Annotated in this window: 13 protein-coding genes and 1 riboswitch; of the genes, 5 read left to right on the plus strand and 8 right to left on the minus strand. The window is 62.4% G+C overall.

The features are described from left to right. Positions 1-9: 9 nt before the first annotated feature. A complete protein-coding gene (gene polA / locus V7650_RS09670) occupies positions 10-2814 on the minus strand; it encodes a DNA polymerase I (protein ID WP_335656037.1) in 2805 nt (934 codons plus the stop codon). A 50-nt stretch (positions 2815-2864) separates the two neighbouring features. Beyond that, entirely contained in the window at positions 2865-3713 is an 849-nt protein-coding gene (locus V7650_RS09675; protein WP_335656038.1) for a GGDEF domain-containing protein, read from the minus strand. A 186-nt stretch (positions 3714-3899) separates the two neighbouring features. Between V7650_RS09675 and V7650_RS09680 the strand changes: the two genes are divergently transcribed. Then, entirely contained in the window at positions 3900-4316 is a 417-nt protein-coding gene (locus V7650_RS09680; RefSeq protein ID WP_335656039.1) for an MAPEG family protein, read from the plus strand. 36 nt (positions 4317-4352) lie between these two features. Beyond that, the gene (locus V7650_RS09685) at positions 4353-4868 is read left to right on the plus strand and encodes a DUF1993 family protein (protein ID WP_335656040.1); all 516 of its coding nucleotides are present in this window, start codon (positions 4353-4355) and stop codon (positions 4866-4868) included. On the opposite strand, the gene V7650_RS09690 is transcribed toward V7650_RS09685, so the two are convergent. Next, the gene (locus V7650_RS09690; RefSeq protein WP_335656041.1) at positions 4865-5623 is read right to left on the minus strand and encodes an energy transducer TonB; all 759 of its coding nucleotides are present in this window, start codon (positions 5621-5623) and stop codon (positions 4865-4867) included. The genes V7650_RS09685 and V7650_RS09690 overlap by 4 nt on opposite strands. 91 nt (positions 5624-5714) lie before the next feature. Further along, a riboswitch (ZMP/ZTP riboswitch) is annotated at positions 5715-5799 on the plus strand. A gap of 18 nt (positions 5800-5817) precedes the next feature. Here V7650_RS09690 and V7650_RS09695 point away from each other — a divergent pair. The 3 genes from V7650_RS09695 to V7650_RS09705 all read left to right on the plus strand — a co-directional run bounded on the left by V7650_RS09695 (position 5818) and on the right by V7650_RS09705 (position 7783). After that, a complete protein-coding gene (locus V7650_RS09695; protein ID WP_335656042.1) occupies positions 5818-6495 on the plus strand; it encodes a DJ-1/PfpI family protein in 678 nt (225 codons plus the stop codon). A gap of 69 nt (positions 6496-6564) precedes the next feature. Next, entirely contained in the window at positions 6565-7503 is a 939-nt protein-coding gene (locus V7650_RS09700; RefSeq protein ID WP_335656043.1) for an MFS transporter, read from the plus strand. Continuing rightward, entirely contained in the window at positions 7445-7783 is a 339-nt protein-coding gene (locus V7650_RS09705) for a hypothetical protein (RefSeq protein WP_335656044.1), read from the plus strand. Before V7650_RS09700 ends, V7650_RS09705 begins: the two co-directional genes overlap by 59 nt. On the opposite strand, the gene V7650_RS09710 is transcribed toward V7650_RS09705, so the two are convergent. The 5 genes from V7650_RS09710 to V7650_RS09730 all read right to left on the minus strand — a co-directional run bounded on the left by V7650_RS09710 (position 7770) and on the right by V7650_RS09730 (position 14702). Next, the gene (locus tag V7650_RS09710) at positions 7770-8777 is read right to left on the minus strand and encodes an NADP-dependent oxidoreductase (protein WP_335656045.1); all 1008 of its coding nucleotides are present in this window, start codon (positions 8775-8777) and stop codon (positions 7770-7772) included. The genes V7650_RS09705 and V7650_RS09710 overlap by 14 nt on opposite strands. Positions 8778-8881: 104 nt before the next feature. Beyond that, positions 8882-9955 (minus strand): MBL fold metallo-hydrolase, encoded by a 1074-nt coding sequence (locus V7650_RS09715; protein ID WP_335656046.1) that lies wholly within the window; start codon positions 9953-9955, stop codon positions 8882-8884. A 22-nt stretch (positions 9956-9977) separates the two neighbouring features. After that, positions 9978-11354 carry an L-serine ammonia-lyase gene (locus V7650_RS09720; RefSeq protein ID WP_335656047.1) on the minus strand — a complete coding sequence of 459 codons (1377 nt, stop codon included), beginning with the start codon at positions 11352-11354 and terminating at the stop codon, positions 9978-9980. An 88-nt stretch (positions 11355-11442) separates the two neighbouring features. Next, positions 11443-12774 carry an MATE family efflux transporter gene (locus tag V7650_RS09725; RefSeq protein WP_335656048.1) on the minus strand — a complete coding sequence of 444 codons (1332 nt, stop codon included), beginning with the start codon at positions 12772-12774 and terminating at the stop codon, positions 11443-11445. A gap of 80 nt (positions 12775-12854) precedes the next feature. Next, on the minus strand, positions 12855-14702 hold the full coding sequence (locus V7650_RS09730; protein WP_335656049.1) for a DUF885 domain-containing protein: 1848 nt from the start codon (positions 14700-14702) through the stop codon (positions 12855-12857). Positions 14703-14827: the final 125 nt, after the last annotated feature.

Raw genomic sequence — 14827 nt, forward strand, 5'->3', positions numbered from 1 at the left:
GCGATCAGCTCAATGCGCCTCGTCCCAGCTCTTGCCGGTCCCGATGTCCACGTCCAGCGGCACCGATAATCTGACCGCCGGTTCCGCCGCGCCGGACATCACGGAGCGGATCACCGCACTTGCTGCGTCTACATCCGCCTCGGGCACCTCGAACACCAGTTCGTCGTGCACCTGCATCAGCATTTTGACATCGCCCAGCCCGGCCTCGGCCAGAGCCGGTCCCATGCGGGCCATCGCCCGCTTGATGATATCGGCGCACGTTCCCTGGATCGGCGCGTTGATCGCGGCCCGCTCGCTGCCCTGCCGCTCGGCCTGGTTGGACGACTTGATCCGTTCGAACCAGGTTTTCCGACCGAACAGGGTTTCCGTATAACCGGTCTCGCGGACCGACTGCAGCGTCGTCGAGATATAGTGGTTGATCCCCGGGAAGCGCTCGAAATAGGTGTCGATCATCGCCTGCGCCTCGTCGGCGTCGACCTCCAGCCGCTTGGCCAGACCCCAGCGCGAAATGCCATAGAGAATGGCGAAGTTGATCGTCTTGGCGCGGGCACGGGCGTCGCGCTCCTCGCTGCCAAACAGTTCGCGCGCGGTGCGGTTGTGGATATCCTCGCCAGCAGCAAAGGCTTCCTTCAGCGTCGCCACATCGGCGATATGCGCCGCCAGCCGGAGCTCGATCTGGCTATAGTCGGCAGCCAGGATGACATTGCCGGGCGCGGCGACAAAGGCCTGGCGGATCTGCCGCCCGATTGCGGTGCGGATCGGGATATTCTGCAGATTGGGCTCGGTCGAGGACAGCCGTCCGGTCTGCGCGCCGCTCAGCGAATAGGAGGTGTGAACTCGCCCGGTCCTGGCGTTGATCTGTTCCTGCAGCGCATCGGTGTAGGTCGATTTCAGCTTTGAAAGCTGCCGCCAGTCGACGATCTTCTGGGCGATCGGCTCGCCATCGCCCGCCAGCCGTTCGAGCACCGTGACATCGGTGGAATATTGCCCCGACTTGCCCTTCTTGCCGCCCTTCAGGCCCAGCTTGCCGAACAGGATTTCGCCGAGCTGCTTCGGGCTGCCGATCGCAAAGCTCTCTCCTGCCAGATCATGGATCTGCAGTTCCAGCTTCGCCATTTCCTCGGCAAATGTGGTGGATAGCCGCGACAGCTCCTCGCGGTCGACCAGCACGCCGGTCGCCTCCATGCCGGCGATCACCGGCACCAGTGGCCGGTCGACCATCTGGTAGACCCGTGTTGCACGCTCCGCGACCATCCGCGCGCGCAATATTTCCCACAGGCGGAGCGTCACGTCGGCATCCTCCGCGCCATATTCGGTCGCCTTATCGAGCGGCACCTCGGCAAAGCCGATCGCCTTCTTGCCGGTTCCGGTCAGCGATTTGAAGCTGATGCATTCATGTCCCAGGTGCAGCTTGGCCAGTTCGTCCATGCCATGGCCATGCAAGCCCGCGTCGAGGTTGAAGCTCATCACCAGCGTGTCGTCAAACGGGGCGATCCGGATATCATGCTGGGCAAGTACGCCCATGTCATATTTCAGATTCTGCCCGACCTTGAGCACCGCATCATTCTCGAACAACGGCTTCAGCTTCGCCAGCGCGTCCTCTGGCCCGATCTGTTCCGGCGTCTCGCCGAACATGTCGCCGCTGGCATGGCCGAGCGGGACATAGCAGGCCTGATTGGGGCCGGTAGCCATACAAACCCCGACGATCCGGGCGGTCACGCTTTCCAGGCTATCGGTCTCCAGATCTACGGCGCAGACACCCTGTTCGGTGGCGCGGGCAATCCAGGCGTCAAGCGCCGCCATCGTCTGCACGCATTCATATTTTGACCGGTCGATCGCTGGCGCATCGGGCAATTTGGCGACCGCCTCGGCCGGAGCGCTGTCGGCGACATCCGGATTCTGCGGCTCGGCGTGACCGTCCCCGCCCAGCTTGCGGAGCAGGCTGCTGAAGCCGTGGTGCGACAGAAATTCGCGCAACGGCGCATCGGGAATATCCTGGATGAGAAAACTTTCGAGCGTATCCGGCAGCGGGCAATCATCACGCAGCGTCACCAGGACCCGCGACAGTCGCGCCTGCTCGGCATATTCAATCAGATTGTCGCGCATCTTCGATTTCTTCATCTCGGGCGCGGCGGCAAGCACGCTTTCGATATCGCCAAATTCATTGATCAGCTTGGATGCGGTCTTCGGCCCGATGCCGGGGACGCCGGGGATATTGTCGGAGCTGTCGCCCATCAGCCCCAAGACATCACCCAGCCGTTCGGGTCCGACGCCAAATTTCTCTTCGACCGTCGCACGGTTCATCCGCGCATTCTTCATCGTGTCGAGCATGTCGACGCGGCTCTCGCCATGCGGCTCGATCAGCTGCATCAGATCCTTGTCTGACGAGACGATGGTAACCTTCCAGCCCGCTTCCAGCGCCGCTTTTGTATAAGAGGCGATCATGTCGTCGGCCTCGACATTTTCTTCCTCGATCAATGGCAGAGAGAAAGCGCGCGTCGCATCGCGGATTATCGGGAATTGCGGCTTCAGATCTTCGGGCGCCTCCGGCCGGTTGGCCTTGTAATGCTCGTAGAGATCGTTGCGAAAGCTGGTGCCGGCCTTGTCCAGCACCACCGCCATATGGGTCGGGCCGTCGGCCTTGTTCAGCTCGTCGGCCAGCTTCCACAGCATCGTGGTATAGCCATAAACCGCGCCGACCGGCTCGCCCCGCACATTGGTCAAAGGCGGCAGGCGGTGATAGGCCCGGAAAATATAGGCCGAGCCGTCAACGAGATAGAGATGGTTGGATGCGCTGTCTGAAATGTCCGTCATGGCCGCCAGCACTAGCAGCGCCGACAGGCTTCGTCATTTCAAATTGAAGGTCAGCGGAAATTTGAACGCTGCATGGTCGATTTCAGGGGTTTGACCTTGTCGTGGACGGGCCGCGGCTTGGTGCGCAGTCCCGGCTCAAACAGCACAACCTGGTTGCGCCCGCGCCGTTTCGCGGTGAACAGGGCGGTGTCGGCATTGCCCATCAGGGCCGCCCGCTGCTGATGCGGGGCGACATCGGTCAAGCCGACGCTCACGGTCAGCACATGATGCATGTTGGGATAGGGTTCAAAAACCGTGTTCTCGATCTCGTGACGGATTATCTCGCCAATGATCTGGCCTTCGGGCACGCTCGTGTCGGGCAGATAAATTCCAAACTCCTCGCCGCCTATGCGCCCCACCAGGTCGGTGTGGCGCAATGTCTTGCGGAATATCTTGCCCAGCAGGATCAGCGCCTGATCGCCGACCGGATGTCCGAAATTGTCGTTGATATTCTTGAAATGATCGACATCGACGATCATCAGGATATTGGCGCGGTTATCGACGCGCACCTGATCGAGCTGGTTGAAAAAACTGTCTCGGCTGAGCAGACCCGTCAAGCCATCGAAATTGGCGCGCCGTTCAAGTGCCTTGTTCGCTTCGCGCAAGCTGCTTTGCGCTTCCTGAAGCCGGTTCGCCAGTCCGACCAGCTTGAACCGCTGCCGGGACGTGTGCAGGCCCAGCGGAACGGTAATCACCAGCGGAATCACAAGCGCCATGTTGATCGCCGACCAGAACCGATCGTCCAAACCGTAGGAGAGAAGATACATCAAACTGGTCAGCGCCACCGACAACAGGGCCGCAATCGCCGTGACAATCGCTGTCTGCCGTACCGGGGACAAGTTGGAGAGAGTCGTATTCATTGGGTACCGGACTAGGCAGGATATGTTTAACCGCTATGCAGATGCATGGTTAACGCGATGGTATGAAACTGTCCCCGGATGACCCTTATATTTCTCGACCGGACCAGTATAGCCAACCGGAATCGCCGCTGCTATCAGGCTGCTCTATTTTCGCCGACATGGGGTCTGTCGCCCAGGAGACATTCGATGACCATTCCCCTTGCAGCTACCGTCGCGGGGGCCGTTCTCATCATCCTGCAAGCCACCTTGATGGGTCTCGTGACCCTCCATCGCATCCGCAAGCCTGATGGTCCGGACGCAGCCGATGATCCGGTGCTGCAACGCAAGATTCGTCGCCATGGCAATCTTGCCGAAAATGCCGCGCTGTTCATTGTCGTACTCGCTTTGGCGGAAATGACCGTCGTCCCCGATGATATCGTCCGGATCATTGCCGTCATCTTCGTCGCGGGACGAATTCTCCACGCGATAGCGCTTTCTACCGCCGCCGGTTCGCAAGACGCTCTCACCGCCGGGACCTTTCCGATTTTTCGGGCGATTGGCGCATTGTGCACATTCGGCAGCTTCATGGCGCTTGGCTTCTATCTTCTCACCGGCATATTCTAAAACCCGCCTGCAACTTCGAAACAGAAGGAACGCCATATGACGATTGCTCTCTCCGGAATATTCAAGGATTCGACCGCACAGGCCTTTCGCGGCCTGACCACCCTACTGGTCAAGGGCAAGGCCGCTGCCGAAGCAGCGGGGACCGCCGAAGAGGCCTATCTCGCAGCCCGGCTGTTTCCCGACATGAACGACCTCAAATGGCAGGTACAGATGATCACCGAATTCGCCGTTCGCGGCGCCGCGCGGATGGCCGGCACCGCCCCTGACCAGCTGCCCAACCTGCCAATGGAAGGCGATAATTTTGACGCGCTGATGAAGCGGGTCGCGGAATGCGCGGAAACGGTGGCGGCTGCGGATGACGCGACCATCGACGCCAATGCCGGCATGGCGATCTCCCTGCCGGTCGGCCCCGGACAGACCATGGATCTGGATGGCCAGGCCTATGTTGTCCGCTTTTTCCTGCCGAATCTGTATTTCCACATCACGACGGCCTACAATCTGCTGCGGATGCAGGGGGTCTCGCTCGGCAAGCGCGACTATATGGGGGCCTAGGGGCCTGCTCCGTCGAGGCCCTGCGGGCCGCGACCGTCGCGCCACCATTCCTGCACCCAACCATAAGGGCTGGCCACGGCCCGGCCGTTCTTGTCGCGGGCCGGTTCGAAGCGGAACCGCTGTTCGATCAGCCGGCAGGTAATCGCATCCAGTTCGGCATGGCCGCTGGTCTGCCGGATCTGACAGTCGCGGGCTCGGCCGTCCGCACCGACCGTAAACCGCACGATCACCCGTCCGCGCGTGTCGGCTTTCCACACGGAACGGGGAATGTCCTGGCGGCGGAAAAAGCCCGAGAGGTGGCGCGGTCCGGAGACTACGCCACCGCTGCCCGTTCCGTCGCCACTGCCGCCGCTGCCTGATCCTTCGCCCTGTCCGCCGCTGCCCGATCCCGGCCCGGGCTGGCTGGAGGCACCCGCCCGATTGTCATTTCCTGGTCCGGCAACCGGCGCAACCACCACCGGCGTGACGACATCAAGCTTCACTTCTGGCGGCGGCAGCACAATCTGGGTCGGTTTTGCCCGCAGATTTTCAGGGGAGGCTGCCCCTTCTTCCGCTTCCGCCGGCTGTGTGTCCGGTGCGGGTGGAGGCGGTTGTGGAGGGGTAATCTCGATGACCTTGAAGCCGGCATCCACATGTCTGGCAATTTCCATTCCCACGCCGCTTACCAGAGCATAGCCGAGGGCGGCATGAATCACGATCACCGCTCCCAGTGATCGGGCGCGATCCTGCCTGCTGCTTTGCGTCCCGTAAGCCATGGGACGTTGCTAGCAGGGACTCGATTAACATGCGCTGGCCGCGGGGCAGCGGCGAAAACGATTGTCTGCCCAAATCGATGATGGTAAACAGGACGCTGTTCGTGACTGGCGAGATCAGGATGGGCCACCATCGGGGAGCGGACAGATTGCCATAGCCGATCGCCTGGGCATTTCTCTAACCTGGGAGCAGCCCGATGACCGACAGCCCAAAGCCATTCCACATAGTCTTCCTGCTTTTTGACGGGATCACGCAACTCGATTTCACCGGACCGGCACAAGCGCTGTCCCGCATACCGGGTGCCGTCATCCACACCGCGGCAAAGGGCATGGGGCCAATCCAGACCGACAGCGGCTTTGCGATCCTGCCTTCGACGCAATTGTCCGATTGCCCGCAGGCCGATCTGCTGTGCGTGCCTGGTGGCTTTGGCACCAGGGAGGTAATCCAGGATGAAGCCGCGCTGCAATTCTTGCGCGACCAGGCAGCTGCCGCCCGCTATGTCACCTCGGTTTGCACCGGTTCGCTGGCGCTGGGTGCCGCCGGATTGCTTGGCGGGAAACGCGCTACAAGCCATTGGGCCTACACATCTCTGCTCGCAAAATTCGGCGCGACCCACGAAAAAGCGCGGGTGGTCAGGGACGGCAATCTGTTCACCGCCGGCGGGGTGACATCGGGCATCGACTTTGCCTTGACCGTGGTCGCGGAAATCGCCGGGCAACGGCTCGCCGAAACCATCCAGCTCAGTCTCGAATATGACCCGCAGCCGCCGTTTGACAGCGGGCATCCCGATAGGGCCGACCCGGACGTGCTGGCGCTGTTGCAGGAACGGGTATATGATAAGGCGCTCCGGGATATCGAAGATATCATCGGCTAGCGAAACAGACAGAGGACTTGCGGTTTTTCCTGCACCATGACTGGGTCTGCATCTATCGAAAGCCAGCCCTTGCCCGTTCCCGTATCTGCATCGACAATCACCGCGCCGCGGCGAATCAGCGAGATCAAGCTGTTCCTGTTTTCGGCCGCCTGCGCGGTTGCGGTCGCCAACGGCTATTATATCCACCCGCTGATCGCACCGGTCGGCGATGAATTTGATGTCCACGGTATTTTACTCGGCCTGGTACCGGCCTTCAACCAGATTGCACTGGCGCTTGGCATATTGCTGCTCTTGCCGCTCGGCGACCGGATCAACAACCGCAAGCTAGTGATCCTGTTTGTCGGCGGCCAGTTTCTGGCGATGCTGGCCATGGCGCTGTCCCAGAATTTCCTGCTGTTCGTCGCCGCCTCCTCGCTGCTCGGCTTCATGACCATCACCCCCTATCTGCTGCCCGCCTATGTCACCAAGCGGGTCCGGCCGGACAGGATCGGCCATGTCACCGGGATCATGTCCGCGGGGATTACCGTCGGCCTGCTCGGAAGCCGCGCCGGCGGCGGCGTGCTCGGCCAGCATTTCGGCTGGCGAGCCGCCTATTGGGTCGGCGCTGGCCTGACCGCCCTGCTCCTCGTCATCGTTCCGCTGATCATGGAGAAGGACGAGAATTTCCGCGACGAATCAAGCCCGAGCCAAAGCTATGGCGCCCCTGCTGGCGTCGCTTTGGCCGATCATAAGAACCATGCCCGACGTGTTGCTCGCTGGCTTGTTGCAGGCCCTGTCCTTCGGATTTTTTCTCGCCCTGTGGCTCGGCATCGGCCTGCACCTGACCAGTCCGGCGATGGGCTATGGCGTCGATGCGGTGGGCTATCTTGCTCTGCTGGCGGTCAGCAATATATTCATCGCCCCCTGGTCGGGACGGCTCGGCGATCGCATCGGCCCGGAAAGGGCCCGCATGCTGTTCGCGCTCTCGCAGCTGATCGGGGCCCTTCTGCTGCTGATTTCCGAGCATGATATCTGGATCATGATCCTGCCGATCCTGTTCTGCAATTTTGGCGGCTCGTCGATGGATGTCGCCAACCGGACAATTCTGTTCGGTCGCGCCCCGGAAATCCGCACCCGGCTGATGACCATCTATATCGTCATCATGTTCACCGGCGGCGGCTTTTCAAGCTGGCTGGGCACCGCGGTCTACACCGGCGCCGGGTGGCACGGACTGGCGCTGCTTTCGATCTCGCTCGCCACGACGATCATGGCATTGTCCATTTTTGGCGCGCGCCTCAGGAAATCCTGACCAGCACCTTGCCGATATTGCCGCCGGTGAACAGTTTCTCGTAGGCGGTCAGCACGTTTTCCATGCCCTCGGTGACATCAAACGGCGTGTCGATCCGGCCCTCGTCCAGCCAGACCTTGAGTTCCGCCGTCAGCCGCTCGCCCTGGTCGGCGAAATCCGGCGAGAAAAAGCCCTCGATGCGCAACCGTTTCATCAGGATCTGGTCGAACTGCTCCGGCCCCCGACCGCGGCCGTCGCCTTCATATTGGGCGAGCAGGCCGCACAGCGCGATGCGGCCGTAGAGCGCCATATTGGGCAGCACGGCGTCGAGAATCGGCCCGCCGACATTGTCGAAATAGGCGTTAATCCCTCCCTCGACCTTGGCCAGCTCGGCGGCAATATTGTCCTTCTTGTAGTCGATCGCCCTGGTGATCCCCAGCTCCTCCTCCAGCCAGCGGCATTTTTCCGGTCCGCCGGCGAGGCCATAGACATTGGCGCCCAGGAGCTTCGCGACCTGGCAGGCGAGCAGGCCGGTCGACCCGGCTGCAGCGGAGACCAGCACATTGTCACCCGCCTTGACCCCCGCCGTCTCCTTGATACCCCAGAGCGCGGTCCAGCCGTTGAAGCCGAGCACGCCGAAATGCTGCCTGATGTCGTCGATGCCGTCGTCAACCCTGACCAGACCTGCCAGTTCCGGCTGCATCACGCTATGTTCGGCCCATTGCCCGAACCCGCGCACCAGGTCGCCTTCGGCAAAATCGGCATGGCGCGACGCGGCGACATGGCCGAGCACCAGCCCGACCATCTTCGTACCCAGCTCCAGTGGCGGCTGATAGCTGTCCTCGCGCTCGGTCATCCACATCCGGGTGCCGGCGTCCATCGACAGAAAGGCGGCCCTGACCAGCACTTCGCCCTCGGCCAGCTCCGGCATGGCTTCGCTCTCGAGCGAAAGCGCATCCGCCACATTGCTGCCCTCGGGACGGCTGTTCAGACGCCAGTATCGGTTCGTGGTCATAATCGTGCCCCCCGAAGCGGGGGCCCATCTCCCGCTTGCTGGTACATATGGCTGCTCGGGAGATGGGCTCCCGCCCGCGCAGGAGCGCAGGAATGGCGGCCAAACTAGAGCAAATCGTCCCGTTCGATACTATTCTTATTGGCGGGCAGGCGGAACAGCATCCCGTCCTGACCCAGAACCACCGGTCCGTCGAAGGCGGCCTCGACCCCCTGGAGATAATAGCTCTCCAGATAGGCCAGCGGCAGCGCCGGCACGATATGCGACAGCACCAGCATCTTCGCTTTCCCGGCCTTGGCCGTCTCGGCCGCCTCGACCGGAGTCGTGTGATAATTCTGGATGTCGGCCATGATCTTGGCCAGTCGCTTGCGCCCCGCCTGTTCGAATTCCCTTTCCATCCTGCGGACCATGCCGGCGTTCAACGCCTCGTGCACCAGCAGGTCGCAGCCGTTGCAGGCCTTCGCGATCGACGGCAATTTGACCGTATCGCCGCTGAACACGACCGACCGGCCCTTGTAGTCGAACCGGTAGCCCACAGCGGGAGCGATCGGCCGGTGGTCGACGGGAAAGGCGGTGATCCTAATGCCGTCCCGGTCATAGACCACCATCTGGGCCTGCCCCTCGGGGATTAAAAATGGCTGGGCCACCCCGCCCTTGCCGGTCGGCAGGATCGTGGCAGCGCCGTGATGGGCGATGCGATATTGCGCATCGGCGGCGTAGCTCGCGTTCAGCCCGTCGACAACCGCCTCGACGCCTTCCGGTCCGATCACCGGCAGCGGTGCATCGCGTCCGCCACCAGCCCAGCGCTGCATCATCAGCTCGCCCATGCCATCGATATGGTCGCTGTGGAAATGAGTCAAAAGCAGCGCTTCCGTGGCACCGGGATTGAGACCGATCATCCCGATCTTGCGGACCGCGCCGCCGCCGATATCAACGATGAACATCTTGCCGTCGATGACGACCGCGGAACAGGGCCCTGCGCGGCTCGGGTCGGGCAGCGGCGATCCGGTCCCGCACAGCACGACATTGATGCCATCGGGCAGACCGCCGATGATGTCGCGCGCAACGCCGGACTCCACCGCGCGAGCGAACAGCCGTTCGCCAACCTGTTCCCGGAACAATAGGGCCGCAGCCCCGGCCAGCAGCAGCAATATCAGTACAACCAGTCCCAGCTTCTTCATTGACCTGTTCCCCCGTTTTTGCTCAGCATTCAACCAGATTGACTGCCAGGCCCCCTTGTGACGTTTCCTTGTAGCGATCGGACATGTCGAGCCCTGTCTTGCGCATGGTTTCGATCACCTCGTCGAGGCTGACCCGGTGAGTCCCGTCGCCGAGTATCGCCAGCCGCGCCGCTTCGATCGCCTTCACCGCGCCGACCGCGTTGCGCTCGATGCACGGCACCTGCACCAGCCCGCCGACCGGGTCGCAAGTCAGGCCGAGATTATGTTCCATGCCGATCTCGGCCGCATTTTCCACCTGCAACGGCGTTCCGCCCCAGGCCGCCGTCAGGCCGGCCGCCGCCATCGAACAGGCAACGCCAACCTCGCCCTGGCAACCGACCTCGGCACCGGAGATCGAGGCATTTTCCTTGAACAGCGAGCCGATCGCCGCAGCGGTCAGCAGGAAGGTTTCGACGCCTTCGCTATCCGCTTTGGGCGCGAATCGCTCGTAGAAGCGCAGCACCGAGGGCACGATCCCGGCGGCGCCATTGGTCGGCGCCGTGACCACCTTGCCGCCGGCGGCATTTTCCTCGTTGACCGCCAGCGCCCAGAGATTGACCCAGTCGAGGATGGTGAGCGGGTCGGACAGCGAACGCTCCTGTCGTTCCATCAGCCGTGCGTGGATCAGCGGCGCCCGCCGCTTGACGCGCAGCCCCCCGGGGAGGATGCCGCCCTGCTGGATGCCGCGGTCGATGCAGGCAGACATCGCATCGGCAATCGCGCGGATGCCGGCGCTGATCGCCTCGTCGGTCAGCCGGGTGCGCTCGTTGGCCCGCATGATGTCGGCGATCGACAGCTGCTGGTCTGCGGCAATCCGGAGCAGATCCGCGCCCGAGCAGAAGCGGTGCGGTACGTCCCACAGGCCGCTTTCCGGGCTGTTGCTGCCGATCTCGTCCTCGTCCAGCACGGCGCCGCCGCCGACCGAATAATAGACCCGGCTTTCGACCAGATCGTCTCCCGAAAACGCGTTGAACCGCATGGCATTGCTGTGAAAGTCGAGGCGTTTCTTCTGATCGAAAATGACATCATTCTCTTCGTCAAACGCAATTGCGCGGGAGCCGTCGAGGCAGATTTCCGAACTTGCGCGGATTTGCTCCACCAGGGCGTCCGCTGCATCCGGCTCGATATTCTCCGGTCGCTTTCCCGACAGGCCCAGCAGAATGGCGCGGTCGGTCGCATGGCCCTTTCCGGTCAGCGCCAGCGAACCGAACAGCAATGTCTCCAGCCGCGTTATATCGTTCAGTCGACCGGTATCCGACAGCCGCTCGACAAACTGGGCGGCGGCCAGCATTGGTCCCATCGTATGGGAGCTTGACGGACCGACGCCAATCTTGAACAGCTCGAATGTGCTGGCGACCATAAGCCATCCCCTCTCGCGCTCGTTCTATTCCGGCGGCGGCATACAATCCAGCACTATCGACCCGCTTTGCGCGCGCGGCGAATGCCGGCTATCGGCGCATCAGATACCAGGCCAGCGCTGCCGCGCCGGCGCCGCCGAGAACATTGGCTGCCAGTTCACCCGCGTAGATCGCGTCCGCCCCCAGCAAGCCGGCAGCCAGCCATGCAAAGGGCACCATGATCAGCAACACCCGGCCGGCCGACTGGCTGAGCGCAATGCTCGCGCGATCAATCGCATTGAACGCGCCATTGACCACGATCAGGACGCCATAGCCGGCAAACCCCCAGGCCGCGATCAGCAAATAGCGACTGAGCGCATCCAGTACATCGGCGTCCTCGCTGAAAAAGCCACCAAGCCAGTCCCGGGCGAGGACCAGTATCGCCGCGATGATCAGGCCGTAGACCAGGCAGAAACCGATCGACTGTGCCACCGCGAGGCGCGCGCGTCCGGTCTGGCCGGCGCCCCAATTTTGTCCCACGATCGCGCCAATCGAACTGGACAGTCCCAGCATCGGGACCACCGCGAAGCTCTGCAGTCGTCCGGCTGCTCCGAAGCCGGCGACTTCGTCCTGGCCATATTTGGCGAGCAGGGCGGTCAGAATCGACAGGCCGACCGGGTTGATCGCGTTGGACAAGGCTGCCGGTCCCCCGACCCTGATCAATGACCGGACGCCGCTGCCCCATTCCGCCGAGGTCAGGCAGGCCGGATTGATCCGGATATTGCTCGACTGGACAAAACCGATCGCCAGCAACGTACCCAGGGCCCAGCCGGCGATCGTGGCATAGGCGGCACCCGCCACCCCGAAGCCGTCGAACGATCCGATCCCGGTAATCAGGATCGGATCAAGAACCCAGTTGGCGCCGGCAAAGGCCAGCAGAATGGCAGAGGCCCGCTTCGCCGCGCCCTGGCCGCGGAGTACGCCGTTGCCCCCCATCGTGATCAGCAAGAGCGGGAAGCCGATGGCGTAAGGCGTCATATAGGCGTCGATCAGCGGCAGCAGTTCCTCGTCGGCCTGCATCAGCCGGAACAGCGGATCCTTCAGCAGATAAAGCGTGGCGGCGACCACCAGCCCGAACACGATCGCCATGGCCATCCCGAGATTGCCGAGTTGCTGCGCTCGGCCGGACTTGCCTGATCCCAGCGCACGGGACACCACCGAGCTGATCCCGGCGATCACGCCGACGCCCAGCGAAGACAGCGCCACCGTGATCGGGAAGATGAAGCTGACCGCAGCCAGTTCCTGCGATCCAAGCTGGCCGATAAAATAGGCGTCGACAATGCCGATAGACATGATCGCCGCGATTCCGAACAGCATCGGCGCGGTCTGGGCGACCAGATGTCCGCTGATCGATCCGGTGGCAAGCTTGGCAGGTTCGGACATGCAGGTCTAATCCCCGAGAGCGCAAGTCGTTGCCAGGCGTCTCTTGGGACAGGTCTTCGCTGCTGATCGCAGAAGCGCGGTCAGGAGGCTTTCATCGCCTCGACCCACTGATCCACCCGCTGCTCCAATATGCCCAGCGGCAAGGCACCGCCGCCCAGCACAACATCGTGGAACGCACGAATGTCGAACTTGTCGCCAAGCGCTTCCCTCGCCCGTGCCCGCAGTTCGAGAATCTTGATCATCCCGATCTTGTAGCTGGTTGCCTGTCCCGGATTGACCAGATAGCGGCGAACCTCGGAGCGGACGGCGGCTTCCGGAATCGAGCTGTTGTCGAGGAAATAGGCGACCGCCTGTTCTTCGCTCCAGCCCTTGCTGTGCAGCCCGGTGTCGACGACCAGCCGGATCGCCCTCCAGATCTCGCTGGTGAGCCGGCCGAATTCCGAATAGGGATCCTGATAGCCGCCCATTTCCTTGGCCAGCGTTTCGGAATAGAGCCCCCAGCCCTCGCTATAGGCGGTATAGCCCGCCTGCGTCCGGAAGGTCGGTATGCCGGTCAGCTCCTGGGCAATCGAAATCTGCATGTGATGGCCGGGCAACCCCTCGTGATAGGCGATCACCTCCAGGGTCGGGATCGGCATCGCCCGCATGTCGGAGAGATGCGCATAATAGATGCCGGGCCGCGACCCGTCCGGCGTACCGCTGCGATAATGCTGGGCGGCGCCATCGCGCTCGCGAAAGGATTCGACCCGCCGCACTTCTAGGTCGGCCTTGGGCAGGATGCCGAAATAGTTCGGCAGCCGCTGCTTGATCGCCGCGATATGCTCCTTGGCCGCCGCGATATATTGATCCGCACCGGCATCGTCGTTGGAAAAATAGAACTGGTCGTCCTCGCGGATGAACTTGAAGAAGGCCTTGAGGTCGCCCTCGAAACCGACCTGATCCCTGACCGCTTCCATGTCATCGCGCAGGCGCGCCACTTCGGACAGGCCCAGATTGTGGATTTCGTCGGCGGTCAGCTCGGTGGTCGTCTGGTTGGCCAGGCGATAATTGTAGAAAGCCTGCCCGTCTGCCAGCGCCCCGACACCTTTGGCGGTAGCGTCGGTATTGGGCAGGTCGGCCTTGTACCAGGCAATGATACGCTGATAGGCGGGAGCAAAGGCGGAGACCAGCGCCGCTTTCGCCTGGTCTCTGAGCGCCGATGCACGCGCGTCATCGATCGCGCCGCTATCGACCAGCCCTTGCAGCTTCTCCTCGGTTGCGGTCCAGATCGCCGATGGCGCGCCCTCGTCAAAGGGGGCACCGCTGATGATCTTGCTCGACTGGTCGATCACCCCTTCATAGGCAAAACGGGGCGCACGGGTGCCCGCTTCGGCATTGGCCTGGGCACGGACCAGCAACTGGTCGAGCGCAGTCGCGACACCCGACAGGCGCTGGATGAAGGCGGCCATATCCGCTTCGGTCTCGACCTTGTGGGTGTTGATCAGGAAGGTGGGAAAATAGGACTGCAGGCCATTGTGCTGGTGCAGCACATAGCGTTGGCTGCGGAACGGCACCCCCGCTTCCGCCTGCTTGAGATTATACAGCCAGATATCATAGGACGTCTTCGCCTCGGGCGAGAGCTTGGCATAGTCAAAGCGGCTTTTCATCTCCGCGACGGCATCGCGCAGCCACGCCAGTTCCCGGTCGGCACCGGCCTCGCTGAAATCGTCGATCAGGCCATAGTCGGTCTTGCGCCCGATCGCCGTCTGCTCGATCGGGCTGAATTTCAGCTGTTCCTCATATTTTGCATCGAACCAGGCGTTGATCCGGTCGGTTTCGCTCGCAGTTGCCTGGGCCGGCCGCTCCGGCGCAGCGGTGGCCGGCATCGGCGACAGGACGACCAGTCCCGCGATCAAGAAAGAGCTGGTGAGAAGAAAACGGTTGCGCATGAAAATCATCCTGTGGCTGTCATATCCAAGGCAACCTCATCGCATAAGTCACAGCATTTGCAAACTTCTGTCACTGCCGCACGAAAAAGGGCCGGAAGTTTCCCTCCGGCCCCTCTTGATTGGTT

The organism is Parasphingorhabdus sp., from assembly GCF_036964565.1.
GTDB lineage: Bacteria > Pseudomonadota > Alphaproteobacteria > Sphingomonadales > Sphingomonadaceae > Parasphingorhabdus.